This is a genomic window from Exiguobacterium sp. s43, assembly GCF_018617255.1.
Classification (GTDB): domain Bacteria; phylum Bacillota; class Bacilli; order Exiguobacteriales; family Exiguobacteriaceae; genus Exiguobacterium; species Exiguobacterium profundum.
Map to the genome: position 1 here is coordinate 123778 of NZ_JACSJT010000003.1, position 19003 is coordinate 142780.

Below are 19003 nucleotides of genomic sequence, written 5' to 3' on the forward strand. Positions count from 1 at the left end.
CTATAGCCTTTGGCTGTAGGGATTTTTTGTGTCTAAACCTATTCATCCCTATGAAACGGGTGGAGCACCAGCTAGACTAAGAATAAGATCACGGGAAAGAGGAATTGTCCGATGAAAACTCCATCACGTTTTATATTATATGCAATCGTATTCTTTGCCTTTTTTGATTTATTCGCCCAACTTCCGATCATGAGCACATTTGCGGTATCCGTTGGGGCATCCTCGTTTATCGCTGGCTTTTCCATTGCAATCTATTCGTTGACGAACACGTTTGGAAATATGTTATCTGGTATATGGACTGACAGAAATGGTCCATATCCGGTTTTGGTTCTCGGCTTGTTTCTGACGAGCTTCAGTTTATTGGCTTATCAGTTCGTCGACTCAGCATTTATGTTGCTGTTTGTACGGTGTATTCATGGCTTTATGGCCGGACTCATCGTCCCAGCTGCATTTACGCTGTCGGCGAACGTCACCGCGATGAACCGTCAAGGTAAGAAAGTCGCCATTACCGGTAGTTTCGTCGGGTTAGCTGCCATTATCGGTCCAGCATTCAGCGGTATCGTCGCAAGCATCACATCGCCACCAACTGTCTTTTTATTCGTCTCTTTATTCGGTTGGGTGATTCTCATCGTGACGATTGTGACAATGCGAGGAAGTCAAACGGTCGAGACAATAATAGAAAAAGAGAGGACACGGGAAAAACCGGATCCGAAAGTGCTTCGTGCCTATTGGGGCGCTTTTTTCCTCATGTTTTCTCAAGGGGCGCTCGCCTTTTTACTGCCGCTCCATGTGCAGGAACTTGGATATGATTCACGATTGAGCGGGACATTGCTCAGTATGTTCGGCGTGGTAGCCGTCCTGTTCTTTTTATTGCCGACGAACCGATTGTTTGATCGATTCTCTCCGACAAAGTTGACCGCACTTGGGGTGGCTATCATCGGGATAAGCCAGGTGTTAATTGGACAATCGGGTGTACAAACTAGCCTGTATGGGGTACTTGCCTTATATGGTGTCGGGTTTGCCATTTTATTCCCGGCCATTAATACGTTGTTGATCCAATCGACCTCTCCACAAAATCGAGGGAAAGCATACGGGGCGTTCTATGCCTTTTTCTCTCTCGGAACGGTAGCGGGGTCATCATTCTTAAGTGTTCTTCCACTCTCGATCGTCCAGCAGTTCACACTGACCGGCTTGATTTTAGGGAGCGCAAGCCTGCTCTTTCTGATCAGCGCGCGAAAAAGAGTACGGATGTTTTGACACGAGGGAAGCAATCGCTTACTCTATGATTAAGCGTTTAAACATTTAAACGCTTTGTATTATAGTAGGTTGATGAAAGCGTTTTTTTAGATTCACGTTTCACACGATGATAAAATGAGATAAATGTGATGAATCATAAGGAGGAAAGTTTATGCTGGCACCGATTGAACAGTTGACGATTGACGAGCTAGTCCAGAAACAGCGCCGCTTCTTTAAAACACAGGCGACAAAATCGATGGCATTTCGTTTGAGCATGCTGACGTTTTTAAAGGAGTCCATTAAGCATTATGAAGCGGATTTGCTAGAGGCGCTTCGCGAAGATTTGAACAAGTCCGAATTGGATGCGTATACGACGGAAATCGGATTTATTTACGATGAGATTTCACGAACGACGCGTGAATTGAAGCGGTGGATGCGTCCGAAGCGTGTCCGTGGGACGGCGATTCATCTTGGGATGAAGAGTGAGATTCAATATGAGCCGTACGGCACGGTGTTGATCATCGCTCCATGGAATTATCCATTCCAATTGGCTGTTGCTCCACTCATTGGTGCGATTGCCGCAGGGAATACAGCCGTTGTCAAACCTTCAGAATTGACGCCGAATGTTGCGCGTGTCCTGACGCAGGTGCTCGAGCGTGCCTTCACCGATCGATATGTGGCAAGTGTCGAAGGGGATAAAGATACAGCGCAAGAGCTGTTGGCACAAAAATGGGATTACATCTTCTTCACGGGATCGACGCAAGTCGGGCGAATCGTCAATCAGGCGGCAGCGAAGCATCTGACGCCAGTCACGCTCGAACTAGGTGGGAAATCACCAGTCATCGTTCACGGAGATGCGAACGTCTCCATTGCGGCAAAACGTGTCGCCTGGGGTAAATGGATGAACGCCGGTCAAACATGTGTCGCACCAGACTATGTGCTCGTCCACGAATCGCAACAAGAAGCATTTTTAGAAGCGATTAAACAAGAGGCGTTTGCGATGTTTGGGAATGGTGTCGGCACGAAACGATACACGCGCATCGTCAATGAATCACACTTCGACCGTTTGGCTCACTATTTGACAGAAGGTGACCTTGTGTTCGGTGGAGAGATGAACCGGGATGAGCTTAAAATTGCGCCGACCGTCATGACGAATCTTCATGAAGATGCTGATGTGATGAAAGATGAGATTTTCGGTCCGATTTTACCAGTCATTCCATATCGTCAATTGGATGAAGTGATCGAGTTCATCTCAGACCGACCACACCCATTGGCGCTCTATCTCTTTACAGAGTCAAAGGACGTGGAAAGAACCGTCATGAAGCACCTTTCCTTCGGTGGCGGGTGTGTGAACGATGTCATCATGCATTTGACGAACCCAAATCTACCGTTTGGTGGAGTGGGCGAGAGCGGAATGGGGGCCTATCATGGGCGAACGAGTTTTGAGACATTCAGCCACGCGAAGTCTATTTTAAAAAATACGACAAAATTTGATTTACCAGTCCGGTATCCGAACTTCAAACCGGCTGAACAATTGATTCGACTGATTCAACGATGAATCGATGTAAAGATTCGGGGTCATACCCGAATCTTTTTATTTTCAAAAGATTGTTTGAAATGTCACATACTTTTATGATACTCCCTGTCACACTCCTGTATAATAAAGTCATAAATGGAACGGACGAATGAAACGTGGAGGGAGCACCGACCTATGTCAATGCAATGTGGAACGACCCAACCGAACAGTTTTGTATTCTCAGATGAAACGAAACAGCTGTTACTCGAAATGATGACGCTTCAGCATCATCCAAAAGCGAGTATCGTGTGTTGGGAAGGTGAGAAGTGTGATAAGTTCTTTTATTTGAAGAGTGGATCTGTCAAATTCACGAAAATCACGAAAAAGGGAAATCCACTCGTCATGTTCATGTATGGATCGGATGATTTCTTTGGTGAGTTTGACATCGTGGAGACATTCCCTAGTTCGTATAGCATCGAAACGACTGAAGAGAGTACCATCGGGACGATTTCAAAACGAGAGTTAGAATCGCTTATGCAGCGCGATATCCGTTTTGCCGGAGAAATCTTGCGCTGGACATCGATGATGCGTAAGCATTCCGAAATGAAAGTGCGCGACTTATTGTTGTATGGAAAACCTGGTGCATTGGCTTCGACGTTACTTCGAATGGCCGCGATGCATGGAGTGGAGGAAGAAGATGCAATCGTGATTCCTCGTCATCCGTCTGACGGAGAACTCGGACAACTGATTGGAGCACCGCGTGAGACGGTGAATCGATTGATCAGTCAGTGGCGAAAAGAAGGTGTCATCAGCACAACAACGAAATCAATCATCATTCGCGATGTCGACTTTTTAAAAGAGTTATGCCATTGCGAAGGCTGCCCGGCAGGAATATGTCGTTTGTAAACCGCCCCATGTGGAGGCGGTTTTTTGTGGATTGGTTTTGTACAAATGTGAACTTTATGTGTTGAAACTACGCAAAATTGATGTGATTGTCACTTTTGGAGTGATAAATATCACATATTATCACCAGAGCGATTGCATACAATAAAGGTGGAAAAACAAGCGAAAGGGGTCTTACACGTGGAACATAAAGATGGACAAGAACCGAATTTAAAAGGAACGTTCACATCGGTCATGATCGTGGCGGGTGTCATCATCGCCATGTGGTCATCAGTCTTTTACTTATTCGTCACTCGGTAAGAATTCAGGGAGGAGGGTCTCATCATGCATATTCATAAACTAGAAAAATATTGGCTTACATTCGGCATCATTCTGCTCGCAGTCTTCCTGACTGTTCTCGGGGTATCCGCATTCGCGGCAGGTAATCAACCCGCATCGGATGCAGACTTGATTGACCCGGCAAAAGTAAATCAGACGGCTCCGTTCGACAAACCAGGACTTCATCAAATTGGTGAAAATGAATATGAGCTCGTCATGATCGCACAAGCGTTTACGTTCACACCAGGGAATGTTGAAATTCCAAAAGGGGCAAAAGTGACGTTCCTCGTGACATCACCTGACGTCGTCCACGGATTTCAGTTGACGGGTACGCCGGTCAACATGATGATCGTCCCGGGACATATCAACTCGTTGACGTACACATTCGAGGAAGCTGGCGAATTTTTAATCTTGTGTAACGAATATTGCGGTACAGGGCATCACATGATGTCGACTAAAATCAAGGTGGTGGAATAAATGAATGACGTATCATCTAAACTGAAGCAATGGGAGATGGAACGCGGCGTACCGGTTCCGAGTATCGGAGCAAAAGAGGCACGTCTTGCCTATGGACATGTTCTCGTATCCGTTCTCGCCATCTTGATTGGGGCGCTAGCTGGATTGACTCAGACATTGATTCGGACGGGTGTCATTCCTGAAATCTTTGGATACTATCAACTTCTGACTGCGCACGGGATCATGCTTGGAATCGTCTTTACGACGATGTTCATTATCGGTCTTTTATATGCCTTATTGGCGAAGTCGTTCGGTCGCTTTGAATCGTTCCCGACACGTGTCGCTTGGCTCGGTTTTTGGACGATGATCATCGGTGCTGTCATGGTAACCGTCATGATTTTGGCCAATAAAGGGACGGTCTTATATACGTTTTATGCGCCGCTCATGGCAGATCCGCTCTTCTATGTCGGACTCGTGTTATTCGTAGTCGGGACATGGTTGTCGTCTTTCGCGATGTTCCGCATGTATGCGGATTACAAGCGTGACAACCCTGGTATCCATCCACCACTTCCGGCGTATATGAGTATCATGACGATGCTTCTTTGGGACATTGCGACACTTGGTGTTGCAGCAACGATTTTATTCCAACTCCTTCCGCTCTCGTTAGGATGGACGGATACAGTCGGAATCGAGTTATCTCGTACATTGTTCTGGTACTTCGGTCACCCGCTCGTTTATTTCTGGCTCATGCCGGCATACATCGTGTGGTATACGGTCGTACCGAAAGTGATTGGTGGGAAGATCTTCTCGGATGCGTTGGCGCGGATGGCGTTCTTGCTGTTCCTACTCTTCTCATTCCCGGTCGGTTTCCACCATCAGTTGACAGAGCCAGGGATTGAACCGTTCTGGAAATTCGTTCAAGTCATCTTGACGTTCTTAGTCGTCATCCCATCATTTATGACAGCATTCTCGCTCTTTGCGACGTTTGAACTTCGAGGTCGTGCCCTTGGCGCGAAAGGACTGTTCGGATGGGTGAAGAAAATGCCATATGGCGATGTTCGCTTCCTTGCTCCTTTCGTTGGGATGTTGTTCTTCATCCCGGCTGGCGCAGGTGGAATCATCAACGCTTCGCACCAATTGAATGCAATGGTCCACAATACGTTATGGGTCACAGGACACTTCCACATCACAGTAGGTACTGCCGTCGCCTTAACCTTCTTCGGAACAGCGTACTGGCTAGTCCCAGTCCTACGTGGTCGCACGTTGACGAAGGCGATGAACAAGCTTGGATTGATTCAAGCAGGAACATGGGCATTCGGTATGGCGATCATGTCCTATGCAATGCATATCTCAGGATTGAACGGGAACCCACGTCGTACGGGTCCGGCAACTTATTTCTCAGATGCATTGACGCGTGAATGGATCCCATATCATGTCATGATGGCAATCGGGGGAACAATTTTGTTCATCTCTGTTCTCATCTTCGTCTACTCGATGTTCAACTTGTCATTCCTCGCTCCAAAAGGCGAAGAAGAATTCCCGCTCGCTGAGACAGAAGAGGCGGCGATGGATACACCGCGTTACTTCGAGAATTGGAAGCTATGGATTACCGTGACATTTGTCTTGATCGCATTTGCATACACCGTTCCAATCTGGCACTTGATTGAGAGTGCGCCTCCAGGAGCGCGTGGTTGGGTACTCTGGTAAACTGAAGTCAGCTCATTCGTGAGCTGACTTCTTTTGTGTGAGGAGGAACGATATGAACATATTAGACGTCATCCGTGCGGCTCGTTCGATGCACTCAGAGAATCGACCGTTTTTGGTAGCGATTGATGGACTGAGCGGAGCGGGCAAGACAACGCTCGTCTCACATTTGAGCAATGAGCCGAGTGTTTACGTTCTTCACATCGATGACTATATCGTTGAACGGGACAGACGCTATCAGACCGGACAGCCTGAACCGGTGGAGTATTACGCACTTCAATGGGATGTCTCGCGCTTAGAACGTGAACTGTTTCGTCCATTGAGGAATGGGATGACGGAATTGACGTTACCTCGTTACGTGTATGAACGAGATGTCATCGCAGAAGAGATCGTGGACGTATCATTCGCGCATACGGTTGTCGTAGAAGGGATTTTTCTACAACGTCCTGAATGGCGTTCTTATTTCGACTATGTGATTTATCTCGACTGTCCCCGAAAAGTTCGGTACGAGCGAGTTTTGAACCGGGATACATACCTCGGTGATCCGACAACACGGCTTGAGAAATACAAGCGCCGGTACTGGCCAGGAGAAAATTTGTATCTTCGGGACGTCGACCCGAAAAGAGGGGCAGATAGCGTGCTCTGACTGAACGTTTTAACATCTGACGCACGTGTCAGATGTTTTTTGTTTGGAGAAAATTTGAAAAAATGATTGACGTCTTAGTGTATTACGCTAATAATACAGTTAGGAAGTGTATTAACCATGTCATACACTTAGAAAGGTGATGAACATGCAATTCAATACGAGGACACCAGTTTACCTACAAGTCGTCGACTACTTCAAGAAGAAGATGGCACTCGGTAAACTGAAAGCCGGGGATGAAATGCCATCCCGGCGAGAACTAGCGAATGATTTAAAAATTAATCCGAACACCGTTCAAAAAGCGTTCAAAGAAATGGAGGACCAACAATTGATTACGACCGAACGAAATCGACCGAGTCGTGTAACGACAGATGGTACGGTATTGGCACAAATCCGCTCTGAGATTGTAGATGACGCGGTCGCGGTATTTGTGGAAGCGATTCAAGAACTCGACGTCTCGGTAGACGAGCTGGTCGATAAGATTAAACGTCAGTACAAGGAGGGGACGTACGATGATCGAAGTGTTGGGAGTTAAAAAGCGCTATCGCCGGAAACAAGTTATTGAAGACGTTTCGTTCACAGCGAATAAAGGGGAGATTACGTGCCTCATTGGACTAAACGGAACGGGGAAATCGACGTTATTGAAAGGCATCATGGGATTGACACCTTTCGATAAAGGTTCGGTATTGATTGATGGAAAACCAATTGATTTGAATCGTGTCGCCTTTGTCGCCGACCATGCGATGTTCCCAATTCATTTCACGATTGAACAATGTGAGGCGTTTATGAAAGATTTTTATCCGACATTTGATTCGGCATTATTTGCTCGTCTCGTCGAAGATTTTAAATTATTCCCGGAAGATAAGTTGAGCGAGTTATCGAAAGGGACGCTCGCCAAAGCGAATCTTGCGCTCGGCATTGCCCAAGACCCTGATTATCTATTGCTCGATGAGCCGTTCTCAGGAATCGATGTCTTTTCGAAAGAACAGATTGTTGAACTGTTCTCAAGTGAAATCATGGAGAGCCGGGGCGTCCTCATTACGACACATGAAATAGAGGATATCGAGTACTTGATCGACAAGGCAGTCATGTTGAATAACGGACGCATCGTTCGTGAGTTTGACGTCGAGGATGTCCGTTTCATTCACGGGAAGTCAATCGTCGATGTGATGAGAGAGGAGTACGGGGCATGAATCTATTGAAACTATTGAGTTGGGAAGTTGAACGTGTCACGAAACCGTTCTTGACATTAGTCGCAGGTCTTATCGTTATACAGTTTGGATATCTCGGTTACTTTTTATGGGACGAAACAAACTTTTATGAACAGTTGCGACGTGAAGGAAATGCGGACTATCAACTATCATTTTTAAATTACTTAAATGGCACTCCGTATCTTTTATCACTCGGAATTGCCGTTGCTGCCGTGTTGCTGTACAGCGTATGGATCTGGTATCGCGATTTTCAAGGACGAGGGACGTTCATGATGCGACTGCTCACGATGCCACAAAAGCGGATGACCTTGTTCTTCGCTAAACTCGCTACCATTTTAATGATGACGTTAGGGTTATTTGCCATCGAATGGATTGCCCTCAAATTACAGTACATAGCGTTCACGAGTTGGTTTGATGGAAAGATGATACCGATGGGAGGCTCATTCGAGCAAGCTATTTCCTACCATGGGATGTTAATGGTTATGTATCCTTCTTCGCTCATCAACTTTGTCATTCATCAATTGATAATCACGATTGCTGTGCTCTTCATCTTCACATTCGTGTTGATTGAACGAAGTTTCTGGCAACGGACGATGTGGTCACCGGTACTTAGCTTGTCGATTCTAGTTGTCATCTTGACCATTCCAATTTTAGGATACGCGTTCCTGTCGAATCGACTAATTTATGATGAGACGATCGTGTACGTCGGTATGGTATTGGTCGTATGGGCAAGTGTGACGATTTGGCTAGGTCGAAGATTTTTACAGACGAAACTGAATGTGTGAGGTGAGAAAATGAAACGAATGTGGAATGTGGCCGCGCTCGGTGCGGTCATCGTGATTGGGCTTGGGACGTTTGCCGTTGATGCGACGGAACCGAAAGCAGAATGGGCGTTAGACATCAGTTCGAATCCATCAGTGTGGGAAGACGCAGTGGTAGAGATTAGTTATAGCACAGAGGATGATGTTGAACAGCGGTTTGAAGTGACGACTGAAGAGAGTCACATCACGTCAAATTTGAACTATATAGCTGAGGGATTGCGATATCGGGAACGTTTGAATGGAGATGCGCGTTCCATTCATAGAATCATGAATGGATGGACGTATGCCCAATCGATTCGAACAGAAGACGGATATATCGGGGTCGGTCAGGATGGGATGAAAGAGCTCATCGTGTTTAAACAAGAAGATGGAGAAAAGTTATCGACATTTTCATTCGATGCCAGTGATTCAAAAATATACGACATCGTGAACGGGGTGTGGGCAGGCGCATTTCTGAATGATGGCCAGTTAAACTTAGTCTATCGAGATGGATATGACGGTGAAGAAAAAACAATGCTCGCTACGTTTAATGAAGCGATGAATGAGGTGACCGTCAAAGAATTGAGCATGGATAAAGGATTTATCACCCATGTCATCAATACGAATCGATTTTACGTTACTGATTTATTATCACAGATGGCAGAAACACGGTACATCCCTGTCGGTGTCAGCTCGTACGAAGTGATCCGAGAAGGGGAAGAGGAAATCAATGTTGAGGATCCGGATCCAGGACTCTTCGCTTACGATACAAAAACGGGTAAAGTTGTTCAACTGGCAGAAGGGCAAGGCTTTTGGGATTATACAGTGTCGGGCCACAACCTGTTCGCCTTAAATGAGGACGGCGAGGAACTTGTCATCGACTTGAACACCGGGAAACAAACGACCCGGGAAGTTCTTGATTCAGTGGATCACGCATTCTATGAAAATGGTCGCCTTTACCAAACGCGCCAAGCGAAAGACGGGGTCGTCATCGATGTATACGAGGATGGGAAACAAATCTCGAGTGCGGCAATCACGCCTGAAAATGAAGAAGCGCGTGATATGCTCAAACAGATTGACGTATATGTCAGATAAAAATATAAGAGATGGGTCCATCCAAAATATAAGTCAGAGTTATTATGAATGATGATTGCTACGATAACGTTATAACGATGAAAATGACTCATCTACTGCCTAAGCGGACATAGTTGTCCGTTTTTTTGTTTTGTACAACTCTAAATATAGACATATGTCTTGCCCCTTAGAACATCTTTTTCGGGCTTACATTCCAAATTTCAGTATGTTAATTTGCGAGTGAATGGGAGGTTATATAAATGAAAAATTCGACTAAAGAGTGGATTTATATCCTGCTCCTCGCAGCCATTACTGTTATACACTTTTTTGTGGATGGCTTGTCTGAGAATAGTAAAGCGGTTATAACCATTGTAATTTTTCTAATCGCTGTAGTGCTTAAGTTTGTAGTAAAAACGAAGGAGGACTAACTTGTCTATAAAATCGAAAGTCATATCAGTTATGATGGTGATGATACTCGTTTTGTCTACCTCATTTATACCAGGAGATTCAGCTAGCGCTGCTGAAGATTTGAATGAACAGGACTTACAGTTAATTGAGATCCTAACTGCAATCGAGAATATGCCGGATGAAGTGATTATGCAGGGCGAGGAAGCCATTAAAATATACCTTGAGAATGAAGTAAGTTTCACACTTGATTTGGATGAAAGACAAGATTTAGCGGGTGTTCGAAAGGCTAGTATAGGTTCAATTGCAGGTTGTGTAGGAGCCGTTGGAACTGCAATCGTCATCAATTTTACTCCAGCGAAAATCCTGAAAATCAAATCTGCCTTGAAATCTGTCGGTGGTGCTACGAAGTTTGTTAAAGCAATCAAACCATACTATCAGATGTCACGAGAAGATAAATTAAGTAAGACAGCGTCACTCAAACAAGCTGTTCGACTCGCCGCTAAAGATGCAGGACCAGATGCGCGCGAAGCCTTGCTAGACCTCTTCGGTGTTTCATCTGTGATTGGATCATGTTCAGCAGCCTTTGGAAAATAAAAAAACTCCGATGGATTTCGGAGTTTTATAAAACTTGAGCGGGTCTTGGTATACCCGCTCTTTTTAGTAGCGTTGGAATACTGAACTTGTGCCGATCAACATGGTGAGGGGATGATTGCATGCTGATCCTGCTTTTTTTACTTAGTCGGTTTCGGTATGATGACGCCTTCTTCTAAATCAAGCAACAAGTCAATCAGTTCCGCGCAGAACTCTGGGAACTGCTCCAAAAAGGCACCGGGACCGACTTCATCTGTAAAGTCGATATACAGATCGGCGACATTCCCAGACATCTTCGCAGGTAAGGCGAGAAACGCCGAACCGAAACGCCAACTGCCTCGGATATCGAGTAGCTTCCCGAGAATGAGGTCGCCGGTCTCACGTTCTTCTGGTAACTGAACAGCGTATGTCTCTTTTGACTCCCAGTCTTTCAACTGACCGTCTTCTGTGACTTCAAAGATGCTACAACGCGGGACAGCTAGTCCACGGAGTGCGTGATAGAGGGCAGGGGACATGTCGCTCTTATGGTCGGCCAAGTAGCGACCATGGGGTGTCATCCCATCCTCATCCGTCTCAAAGAAGACGGCCCAATCGATGAAGAGGTCACGAAAGAGTTCGGCATCTTTTAAGTGCCATGTCCCTTCCGATGCAATCTCTTGAATATAGTTCGTCCACTGTGTGCTTCGCGCAAGAGCCGCTTGCTCATACAACTTTTTCAGTTCGGCAAGCAATTCGGACTCTTCGACGAGCAAAGGGAAGGGAATTACTTTCCGGTCTTTTTTCATCGGCGCGGTCCTCGCTTGTTCGCAGGACGTTTGACGACAGGAGGCTTCTCCTCAATCCGTTTCTCAATCACGTCACCGCGATAGATTTCGAGCTCTTTCAACTCGACACCGAGTTGACGCGCGAACGATTTCAAGTGCGGCAGGTCATCCGTCGTCACGAGGGAAAGGACAGTGCCTCCCGCGTTACCGCGAGCGGTACGGCCGGAACGGTGAATGAAGTCATCGATTGATTCCGGTAAGTCGAAATGGACGACGTGTGTCACGTCTTCAATATCGAGACCGCGTGCAGCGAGACCGGTCGTGATGAGGAGCGGGTATTCGCCTTTGCGGAATTCGCGTAGCGTCTCGACGCGTTCGCGCTTCCCTTTCAAGCTGTCGAGCATCCGGTAGTTCACTTTCAACTTTTCAAGTTCTCCGCGAAGCGGTGGCAAGAACGAGCGGTTGTTGATGAAGGCGAGTGCCTTCACACCGTCGACGTGTGAAAGACGACGAAGAAGTTCCGGTTTATACCGGCGCGTCGTCAACAGATAGCCGTACGTCACTTGATCGCTTACGGCACGTTCGATTTTGATATGAGCCGGTTCGTTCATGAATGGTGACGCCCACTCTTGGAGTGAGTCGGTGAGTGTTGCCGAGACGAGTGCAAGCTGACGCTCGTGCGCGGTATGCTTGATGATTCGTTCTGCGGCCTCTGTCAAACCGCTGTCGATGATTTGGTCGGCCTCATCTAAAATGACGGTATGTGTTTCGTGGAGCTTCAGTTTTTTCTTGTCGATCAACTCGACGAGACGACCCGGCGTCCCAACGATCAAGTGAGGTTTTTTCTTGATTCGGTCGATTTGACGTTTCAATTCGACACCGCCGATGAACGAACCGATGCGGACGTCGGCTTTTTCGGTGAAACGTTGTGCGACTTGTTGAATCTGCATGACAAGTTCACGGGTCGGGGCGACGACAACGACTTGGATGCGGTCATTCGACGGATCAATCTTTTCAATGGCTGGAAGGAGGTAGGCGAGTGTCTTACCCGTTCCGGTTGGTGCCTCGATTGTCACGTCTTTTCCATCTAATAGTAGGGGAAACGCTTCTTTTTGGACCGGCATCGGCTCATTGAAGCCCATCCGTTCCCACGTTTCGTTAATAAAAGGTTTTGTAAAATTCATATTCGGTCTCCTTATCTTTAGGCAAAAACAAAGGAAGCGACAGCGCTCCCTCGTCAAATATAGCGAACATGCTCCTGACCATCTTCCATGGAAGAACGTAACGTCTGTGTATACGTCTGACCGTCTTCGATGAGTTGGATGTGGGCGTCTGCACCTTCTGCTGTCAATTCAACTTTCTCAATCGTGAATCCTTGATAAACGCGATACTGTAACTCGGCCGTCATGTTCTCGAACGGTTTCAGTTCCGGATGTGTCGTAATGACATGGATTGGACGCGACAAAAGTGCGGCGAGTAGCTGGTCGCGATAATCAATAAAATCTTCGTTCTCGATGTCATCGTCGAAGCGGATCCAAAACCCTCCGTCTTCAAATTCTGTGATAAATCCGTCACGCTTTTCGCCGGCCTCATCGACCTTTAATGAGATGCGATCGCCAACCTGAAAGGCGTGATTTGCTGTTAATGGTTCATACGTCATGAGTAGAACCCCTTCCTCTTATACAATGTTCTGCCTTCATTGTGTCTGATACGACACAAAAATTCAAGTTCTAACCGAGTGATGTGAGATTAATCACCTTAATAACTGTATAGTTCGTCACAGAACAATCAAATTAGTACAGATGATAGGTAAACCTTATCTAATTAGGGATCATCTGTTTCAAACTATATAAACTAGCAGATATAACAGTTTGTAAAACGCTTTCAAAAACGGCTATTTCATCACGTTCATAAGATTGTTACAAGTTTCACAAGAATGTAAAACATATTGTTCACGTTTTCACGTACACTCACAGTATAGATAACACGCAGTTACTTTCGAGAATGAGGAGTGAATCAACATGGCAACCGAAATCAAATCCGCATGGTCAGGTTTTGTCCCTGGTCAGTGGACGAATGAAGTAAATGTCAGTGAGTTTATCCGTTTGAACCGTCATGAGTACACAGGAGACGATGCGTTTTTAGCAGGTCCGACCGAAGCGACAAACGTTCTTTGGAATCGTGTGATGGAACTAACAAAAGAAGAGCGTGAACGTGGAGGCGTCTGGGACGTCGATCAACACACACCATCGACCATCGTATCGCATGGACCAGGTTACTTAAACAAAGAGTTAGAGAAAGTCGTTGGCGTTCAGACGGATGAACCGTTCAAACGTTCGATTCACCCGAATGGCGGCATTCGTATGGTCGATGCGGCACTCGAATCATATGGTTTCGAGCCAGACGAAGAAATCACAAAAATTTACTCAGAGATTCGTAAAACACATAACCAAGGTGTCTTCGATGCCTATACGCCTGAAATGCGGGCCGCTCGTAAATCAGGGATCATCACGGGGCTTCCAGATGCTTACGGTCGTGGACGCATCATCGGTGACTATCGTCGCGTCGCTCTCTATGGAATTGACTTCTTGATGGCAGAACGTAAAAAGGATTTAGCGAAACGCGGCGGGTTCTTATCTGAGTCTGACATCCGCGATCGGGAAGAACTGAATGAACAACTTCGTGCCCTCCAAGAACTTAAACAACTCGGAGCTGCATATGGATTTGACCTCGGTCGTCCTGCGGAAAATACGCAAGAAGCATATCAATGGGTATACTTGGCGTATCTTGCTGCCATCAAAGAACAAAACGGTGCCGCGATGTCACTCGGTCGCGTCTCGACCTTCCTTGACGTGTACGCTGAACGTGACCTTGAAACGGGTCGCTTAACAGAATCAGACGTCCAAGAAATCGTTGACCACTTCATCATGAAACTTCGAATCGTCAAATTCTTACGGACACCGGACTACAATGAATTATTCTCAGGTGACCCGACTTGGGTGACAGAATCAATCGGTGGGATGAGTCAAGACGGTCGCTCGAACGTCACGAAGAGTTCATTCCGGTTCTTGCATTCACTCACGAACCTCGGACCAGCTCCAGAACCAAACTTGACGGTCCTTTGGTCGACGAAACTTCCAGAAGGATTCAAACAATACTGTGCGAAAATGTCGATTGAAACTTCGGCTATTCAATATGAGAACGATGACTTGATGATGCCACAATTCGGTGATGACTACGGCATCGCATGTTGTGTGTCACCGATGAAGATCGGGAAACAAATGCAGTTCTTCGGTGCGCGTGCCAACATGGCGAAGGCTCTCCTTTATAGCATGAACGGCGGTCGTGACGAGAAGAGCGGTGCTCAAATCGCTCCAGTTTGGGAAATGAACACAGAAGACGTGCTTACGTACGAAAAAGTATATGCCGACTTTGACCGGACGCTCGACTGGTTGGCAGAGCTATACGTGAATACGCTCAACGTCATTCACTTCATGCACGATAAATATGCGTATGAACGAATCGAAATGGCGCTTCACGATCCTGAAATCTTACGGACGATGGCTTGTGGGATCGCGGGTCTCTCGGTAACGGCGGATAGTCTTTCAGCAATCAAATACGCAAACGTCAAACCGATCCGTAATGAAGAAGGAATCATCGTCGACTTCGAAACAGAAGGGGACTTCCCGAAATTCGGAAACAATGATGACCGTGTCGATGCAATCGCCGTCGAACTCGTCGAATCATTCATGGAGAAAGTACGGAAACATAAAACATATCGTGACGCACTTCATACGCAATCGGTCCTCACGATCACATCGAACGTCGTCTACGGTAAGAAAACAGGAAATACGCCAGACGGTCGTCGTGCGGGTGAACCATTCGCTCCAGGTGCCAACCCAATGCATGGACGGGATACAAAAGGTGCGGCTGCATCGCTCTCATCTGTTGCGAAACTTCCATTTGAACACGCACAAGACGGAATCTCTTACACGTTCTCAATCGTACCGAAAGCACTCGGAAAAGAAGAAATCGCACGCGAACTCAACTTGGCGGCGCTTCTCGATGGGTACATGAGCGGAGAGCACAAAGGACATCACTTGAACGTTAACGTCTTCAACCGCGAGACGCTTCTCGACGCAATGGAACATCCAGAAGAATATCCACAACTCACAATCCGTGTATCAGGATATGCGGTCAACTTCATCAAGTTGACACGTGAGCAACAGATCGACGTCATCAACCGTACGTTCCACGGTTCGTTGTAAATAAAGGCTTAGCGGCCTTCTACGGAGGGCCGCTCATTCGTTAGGAGGTCATTTCGATGACAATGGGATATGTACATTCGGTCGAATCATTTGGAACAGTTGACGGCCCTGGTATTCGCTTTATCGTCTTTTTACAAGGTTGTGCGTTACGTTGCCTCTATTGCCATAATGCAGATACGTGGGATTTCAAAAAGAATAATCACCGCTCGGCTGAAGACGTCATTCAAGAGGCGCTCAGCTACCGTCCGTTCATGGACGCATCGAAAGGCGGCATCACGATTTCTGGTGGCGACCCACTCGCGCAACCTGAATTTTTAGAGGCGCTGCTGCGTGAAGCGAAAAAGCATGGGCTTCATACGACACTTGATACGTCTGGTGCGCTCCGACCTCCTAATTTGGATGCGATTTTAGATCACACCGATCTTGTCTTGCTCGATATCAAGCATATCGACGACGACATGTGTAAAAAGCTAACGGGACGTAGCAATGCCAACACGCTCGCGCTTGCCGAACACCTTTCCGAGCGCGGAACGAAAATGTGGATTCGCCACGTCCTTGTACCTGGATGGACGCTCGAAGAAGGTGCGCTTCGTCGCACGGCCGCGTTCATTCAAAAGCTAGACCATGTCGAGAAAGTCGAGATTTTGCCTTATCATGAGATGGGCGTCTACAAATGGGAGGCGCTCGGACTCGATTATCCGCTTAAAGGCACGAAGCCCCCGACATCCGATGAAGTCGAATGGGCAGAAGGGATTTTGCAGGGAACCGTATAAAAAAGCAAGCGCAGGCCGATGTGGTCTGCGCTTGCTTTACGTTACACTCGCTTTTTCTTCTTTTCTAGGACGCGGGCATGTTCTGCCTGTTTTTTCTCCATATAGAGAAGCTCTCGCTCAAGTTTGAAGTAGCTCGCATAGCGTTTCGCATCTAGCGTACCGCTCGTGAGTGCCTCTTGGACGGCACAGCCCGGTTCTTTCTGATGTGAGCAGTCGCGGAAGCGGCATGTCTCGGCAAGTGCTTCGATATCGCGAAACGTCTCATCGAGGTGCTCGCTTCCTTCCCATAGTCCGAATTCTCGCATCCCTGGTGTATCGATGACGTATAAGTCGTCGATTCTGAACAGTTCGCGGTGTGTCGTCGTATGTTTTCCGCGCTCGTCCTGCGCCCGGACGGCTTGTGTGACGGCAAGTGTCTCGTGGGCGAGGGCGTTCGTCAGCGTAGATTTTCCGACGCCGGACGAACCGACGAAGGCGATTGTGCTCTCACTCGGCAATGCGTGACGAAGTTCAGCCACACCTTTTCCCGTTACAGCACTGACGGGGAATACTTGAATTCCAGGTGCGTTCACTTGAATGTCTTCGAGCAATGTGTCGACGGAGTCGACTTGATCGGTCTTTGTCAAGACGATGATTGGGATTGCCCCGGTGTCCCAAGCGGCTAGCGTATAGCGTTCTAGGCGACGAATGTTGAAGTCGTGTCCACACGCCATCGTAATCAAGACGTAGTCGACGTTCGCGCAGATCAGTTGTTCACGTGTCTCGTTGCCGGCGGCCGCTCGTGAAAGAACGGTCCGACGCTCAAGGAGATGGTGAATCGTACCTTGACCATGCTCGCGAACTTGAATCGTGACATAATCGCCGATGACCGGGTAATCCCGTTCGCTCGTCGCGGCATGTCGAAATTTTCCGGAAACCCCGCACATATAGGCGTTTTCTCCGATTGATACCGTATAAAGATGTTGGAACTGTGCCGTGACACGTCCCGTTTCAGTTTGTTGATTCAAAAAGAATCCTCCTTTTAGTGATGGAGGACGACAGCCCTCCGATTTGCTGACATTTGGTTACGTGCATGCATCATGTTGCTCATAAAACATCATCCTTTCGTTGTTCGATAGCATTAGTGTACCACAGTTATTGGAAACGGTACCATCTCAGTCTAAAGACCGAGGTGAAACAAGCCTTCCGCTCGTCGACCTATGTCAAATAACGTATTATGATAAGAGTGTACTTAACAAGGAGGGATGACAGATGAATCACCAAGTGAAAAAGGTGTTGTTCATCGTGGCCGCGATCGCTCTAGTGCTCGTGTTGATCGGTTCTTTACCGAATATGATTTTATTCGGATTAGGAGCGCTCTTGACGCTTTGGGCTGGAGTCCGTTTTCAGGCTGTGACACACATCGGTGCTAAAGTTGGTTTCGGGATCCTTGCTGTCATTGGGATTGGGACGATGCTCTCAAACATTTGGGCGCTCGTCGGAATCATTGTCGCGTGGTTGTTGTTTAAAGGGTATATGATGTATACAAGTGAAAAACGCGACCCGGATGTCGAGATTTTAAATGCAGACGGAACGCGTGCCGGCCGGAGCAGCTTCCAGCAGTTTGATCAAGTGTGGCAAAAATTTGTTAATCGTCGTTGAGATTTCATAAGGAGGATTCACCATGAAGACACCGTTTGATCAGTTTCGTGAATTAGCGAATGAATTGACGAAAGAAATTTCGAAAGAAGTGAAGAAGTATCAGGATAAAGAGATGCCACGTTCAAGTGGAGAAGCGGAATTGAACCGTCATATCCGTGGAGCGGAGAAGGAAGCGTTGTCGGTTGAACGACTCGTGGAACGTCAACGTACATTGCTTGCAGAACTTGCTGAAAAACGTGATGATGCCAAGAAGATGGCAGATAAACGATATGAGCAAACAGAACTGGCGAAACAAGCCGGGGAAGAAAAGTTGGCAGAACGTGCGGCACTCGAATCCAAACATTACGGGGAACAGTACCGTTACTTTGAAGGATTGATTGACGAAGGTGAGCGCGAGTTAGATACATTAGAGCGTCGTGCGCTCGAGATGAAACTCAAACTCGATGAGATGCAAAATAAACGTTATGAGTTTGCGATGCGCGAAAACCTAGACTTGTTAAAAGGGGCACTCGACCAAATCTTTGGTCAAAATACGTCTCAGTCGCATCCATTCACTGAGGAAGAAAAGAAAGAACAACCTGCCGAAGAGAAGCAAGACACGCAGGAAGATGAAGATGATTTTGAAGCAAAATTGAAAGAACTGGAGCGTCGCTTTAAACAAGAGTGAGGCGATGGTTCGGCGATGACCTGAACAAGG

20 protein-coding genes are annotated in these 19003 nt (G+C 47.0%); 16 read left to right on the plus strand and 4 right to left on the minus strand.

What is annotated here, in order from left to right; genetic code table 11:
• Positions 1-111: 111 nt before the first annotated feature.
• The 12 genes from KNO79_RS13000 (at position 112) to KNO79_RS13055 (ending at position 10863) form a co-directional block, all read left to right on the plus strand.
• Positions 112-1257 carry an MFS transporter gene (locus KNO79_RS13000; protein WP_159563554.1) on the plus strand — a complete coding sequence of 382 codons (1146 nt, stop codon included), beginning with the start codon at positions 112-114 and terminating at the stop codon, positions 1255-1257.
• Positions 1258-1408: 151 nt separating this feature from the next.
• On the plus strand, positions 1409-2794 hold the full coding sequence (locus KNO79_RS13005; protein ID WP_074037749.1) for an aldehyde dehydrogenase: 1386 nt from the start codon (positions 1409-1411) through the stop codon (positions 2792-2794).
• Positions 2795-2947: 153 nt separating this feature from the next.
• A complete protein-coding gene (locus KNO79_RS13010) occupies positions 2948-3658 on the plus strand; it encodes a Crp/Fnr family transcriptional regulator (protein WP_015880820.1) in 711 nt (236 codons plus the stop codon).
• Between the two features lie 177 nt (positions 3659-3835).
• Positions 3836-3955 (plus strand): cytochrome c oxidase subunit 2A, encoded by a 120-nt coding sequence (locus KNO79_RS13015; RefSeq protein ID WP_224863290.1) that lies wholly within the window; start codon positions 3836-3838, stop codon positions 3953-3955.
• Positions 3956-3979: 24 nt separating this feature from the next.
• Positions 3980-4450, plus strand: coding sequence for a cytochrome c oxidase subunit II (locus tag KNO79_RS13020; RefSeq protein WP_015880821.1), 471 nt, complete (start codon positions 3980-3982; stop codon positions 4448-4450).
• Positions 4451-6136 carry a b(o/a)3-type cytochrome-c oxidase subunit 1 gene (locus tag KNO79_RS13025; protein WP_074037747.1) on the plus strand — a complete coding sequence of 562 codons (1686 nt, stop codon included), beginning with the start codon at positions 4451-4453 and terminating at the stop codon, positions 6134-6136. It abuts the gene before it with no gap.
• Between the two features lie 52 nt (positions 6137-6188).
• Complete coding sequence (locus tag KNO79_RS13030) at positions 6189-6779, plus strand: kinase (RefSeq protein WP_214691481.1); 591 nt, start codon at positions 6189-6191, stop codon at positions 6777-6779.
• A gap of 139 nt (positions 6780-6918) precedes the next feature.
• A complete protein-coding gene (locus tag KNO79_RS13035) occupies positions 6919-7311 on the plus strand; it encodes a GntR family transcriptional regulator (RefSeq protein WP_074037745.1) in 393 nt (130 codons plus the stop codon).
• Complete coding sequence (locus KNO79_RS13040; protein WP_074037744.1) at positions 7289-7969, plus strand: ATP-binding cassette domain-containing protein; 681 nt, start codon at positions 7289-7291, stop codon at positions 7967-7969. The genes KNO79_RS13035 and KNO79_RS13040 overlap by 23 nt, the downstream gene beginning before the upstream one ends.
• A complete protein-coding gene (locus KNO79_RS13045; protein ID WP_159563558.1) occupies positions 7966-8772 on the plus strand; it encodes a hypothetical protein in 807 nt (268 codons plus the stop codon). The genes KNO79_RS13040 and KNO79_RS13045 overlap by 4 nt, the downstream gene beginning before the upstream one ends.
• A 9-nt stretch (positions 8773-8781) precedes the next feature.
• The gene (locus KNO79_RS13050; RefSeq protein WP_214691482.1) at positions 8782-9882 is read left to right on the plus strand and encodes a hypothetical protein; all 1101 of its coding nucleotides are present in this window, start codon (positions 8782-8784) and stop codon (positions 9880-9882) included.
• A 408-nt stretch (positions 9883-10290) separates the two neighbouring features.
• A complete protein-coding gene (locus KNO79_RS13055; RefSeq protein WP_084543114.1) occupies positions 10291-10863 on the plus strand; it encodes a hypothetical protein in 573 nt (190 codons plus the stop codon).
• A gap of 137 nt (positions 10864-11000) precedes the next feature.
• Here the strand turns inward: KNO79_RS13055 and KNO79_RS13060 are convergent, their stop codons facing one another.
• From KNO79_RS13060 to KNO79_RS13070, 3 genes are read right to left on the minus strand one after another with little or no spacing between them, the layout of a single operon-like run.
• Positions 11001-11645, minus strand: a complete 645-nt coding sequence (locus tag KNO79_RS13060) for a hypothetical protein (protein WP_196431564.1) — start codon at positions 11643-11645, stop codon at positions 11001-11003.
• Positions 11642-12808 (minus strand): DEAD/DEAH box helicase, encoded by a 1167-nt coding sequence (locus tag KNO79_RS13065; RefSeq protein WP_214691483.1) that lies wholly within the window; start codon positions 12806-12808, stop codon positions 11642-11644. The genes KNO79_RS13060 and KNO79_RS13065 overlap by 4 nt, the downstream gene beginning before the upstream one ends.
• A 53-nt stretch (positions 12809-12861) precedes the next feature.
• Entirely contained in the window at positions 12862-13284 is a 423-nt protein-coding gene (locus KNO79_RS13070) for a hypothetical protein (protein ID WP_015880830.1), read from the minus strand.
• 361 nt (positions 13285-13645) lie between these two features.
• On the opposite strand from KNO79_RS13070, the gene pflB reads away from it, so the two are divergent.
• Complete coding sequence (pflB, locus tag KNO79_RS13075) at positions 13646-15892, plus strand: formate C-acetyltransferase (RefSeq protein WP_214691484.1); 2247 nt, start codon at positions 13646-13648, stop codon at positions 15890-15892.
• 56 nt (positions 15893-15948) lie between these two features.
• Positions 15949-16665: a pyruvate formate-lyase-activating protein gene (pflA, locus tag KNO79_RS13080; RefSeq protein ID WP_074037738.1), complete on the plus strand. Its 717-nt coding sequence runs from the start codon at positions 15949-15951 to the stop codon at positions 16663-16665.
• A 41-nt stretch (positions 16666-16706) separates the two neighbouring features.
• On the opposite strand, the gene rsgA is transcribed toward pflA, so the two are convergent.
• Positions 16707-17672 (minus strand): ribosome small subunit-dependent GTPase A, encoded by a 966-nt coding sequence (gene rsgA, locus KNO79_RS13085; RefSeq protein WP_214691485.1) that lies wholly within the window; start codon positions 17670-17672, stop codon positions 16707-16709.
• Between the two features lie 244 nt (positions 17673-17916).
• On the opposite strand from rsgA, the gene KNO79_RS13090 reads away from it, so the two are divergent.
• Both KNO79_RS13090 and KNO79_RS13095 read left to right on the plus strand, forming a co-directional pair.
• Positions 17917-18306, plus strand: coding sequence for a lmo0954 family membrane protein (locus tag KNO79_RS13090; protein WP_031421063.1), 390 nt, complete (start codon positions 17917-17919; stop codon positions 18304-18306).
• 22 nt (positions 18307-18328) lie between these two features.
• Positions 18329-18973 (plus strand): PspA/IM30 family protein, encoded by a 645-nt coding sequence (locus tag KNO79_RS13095; RefSeq protein ID WP_074037735.1) that lies wholly within the window; start codon positions 18329-18331, stop codon positions 18971-18973.
• The last annotated feature ends 30 nt before the right edge of the window (positions 18974-19003 follow it).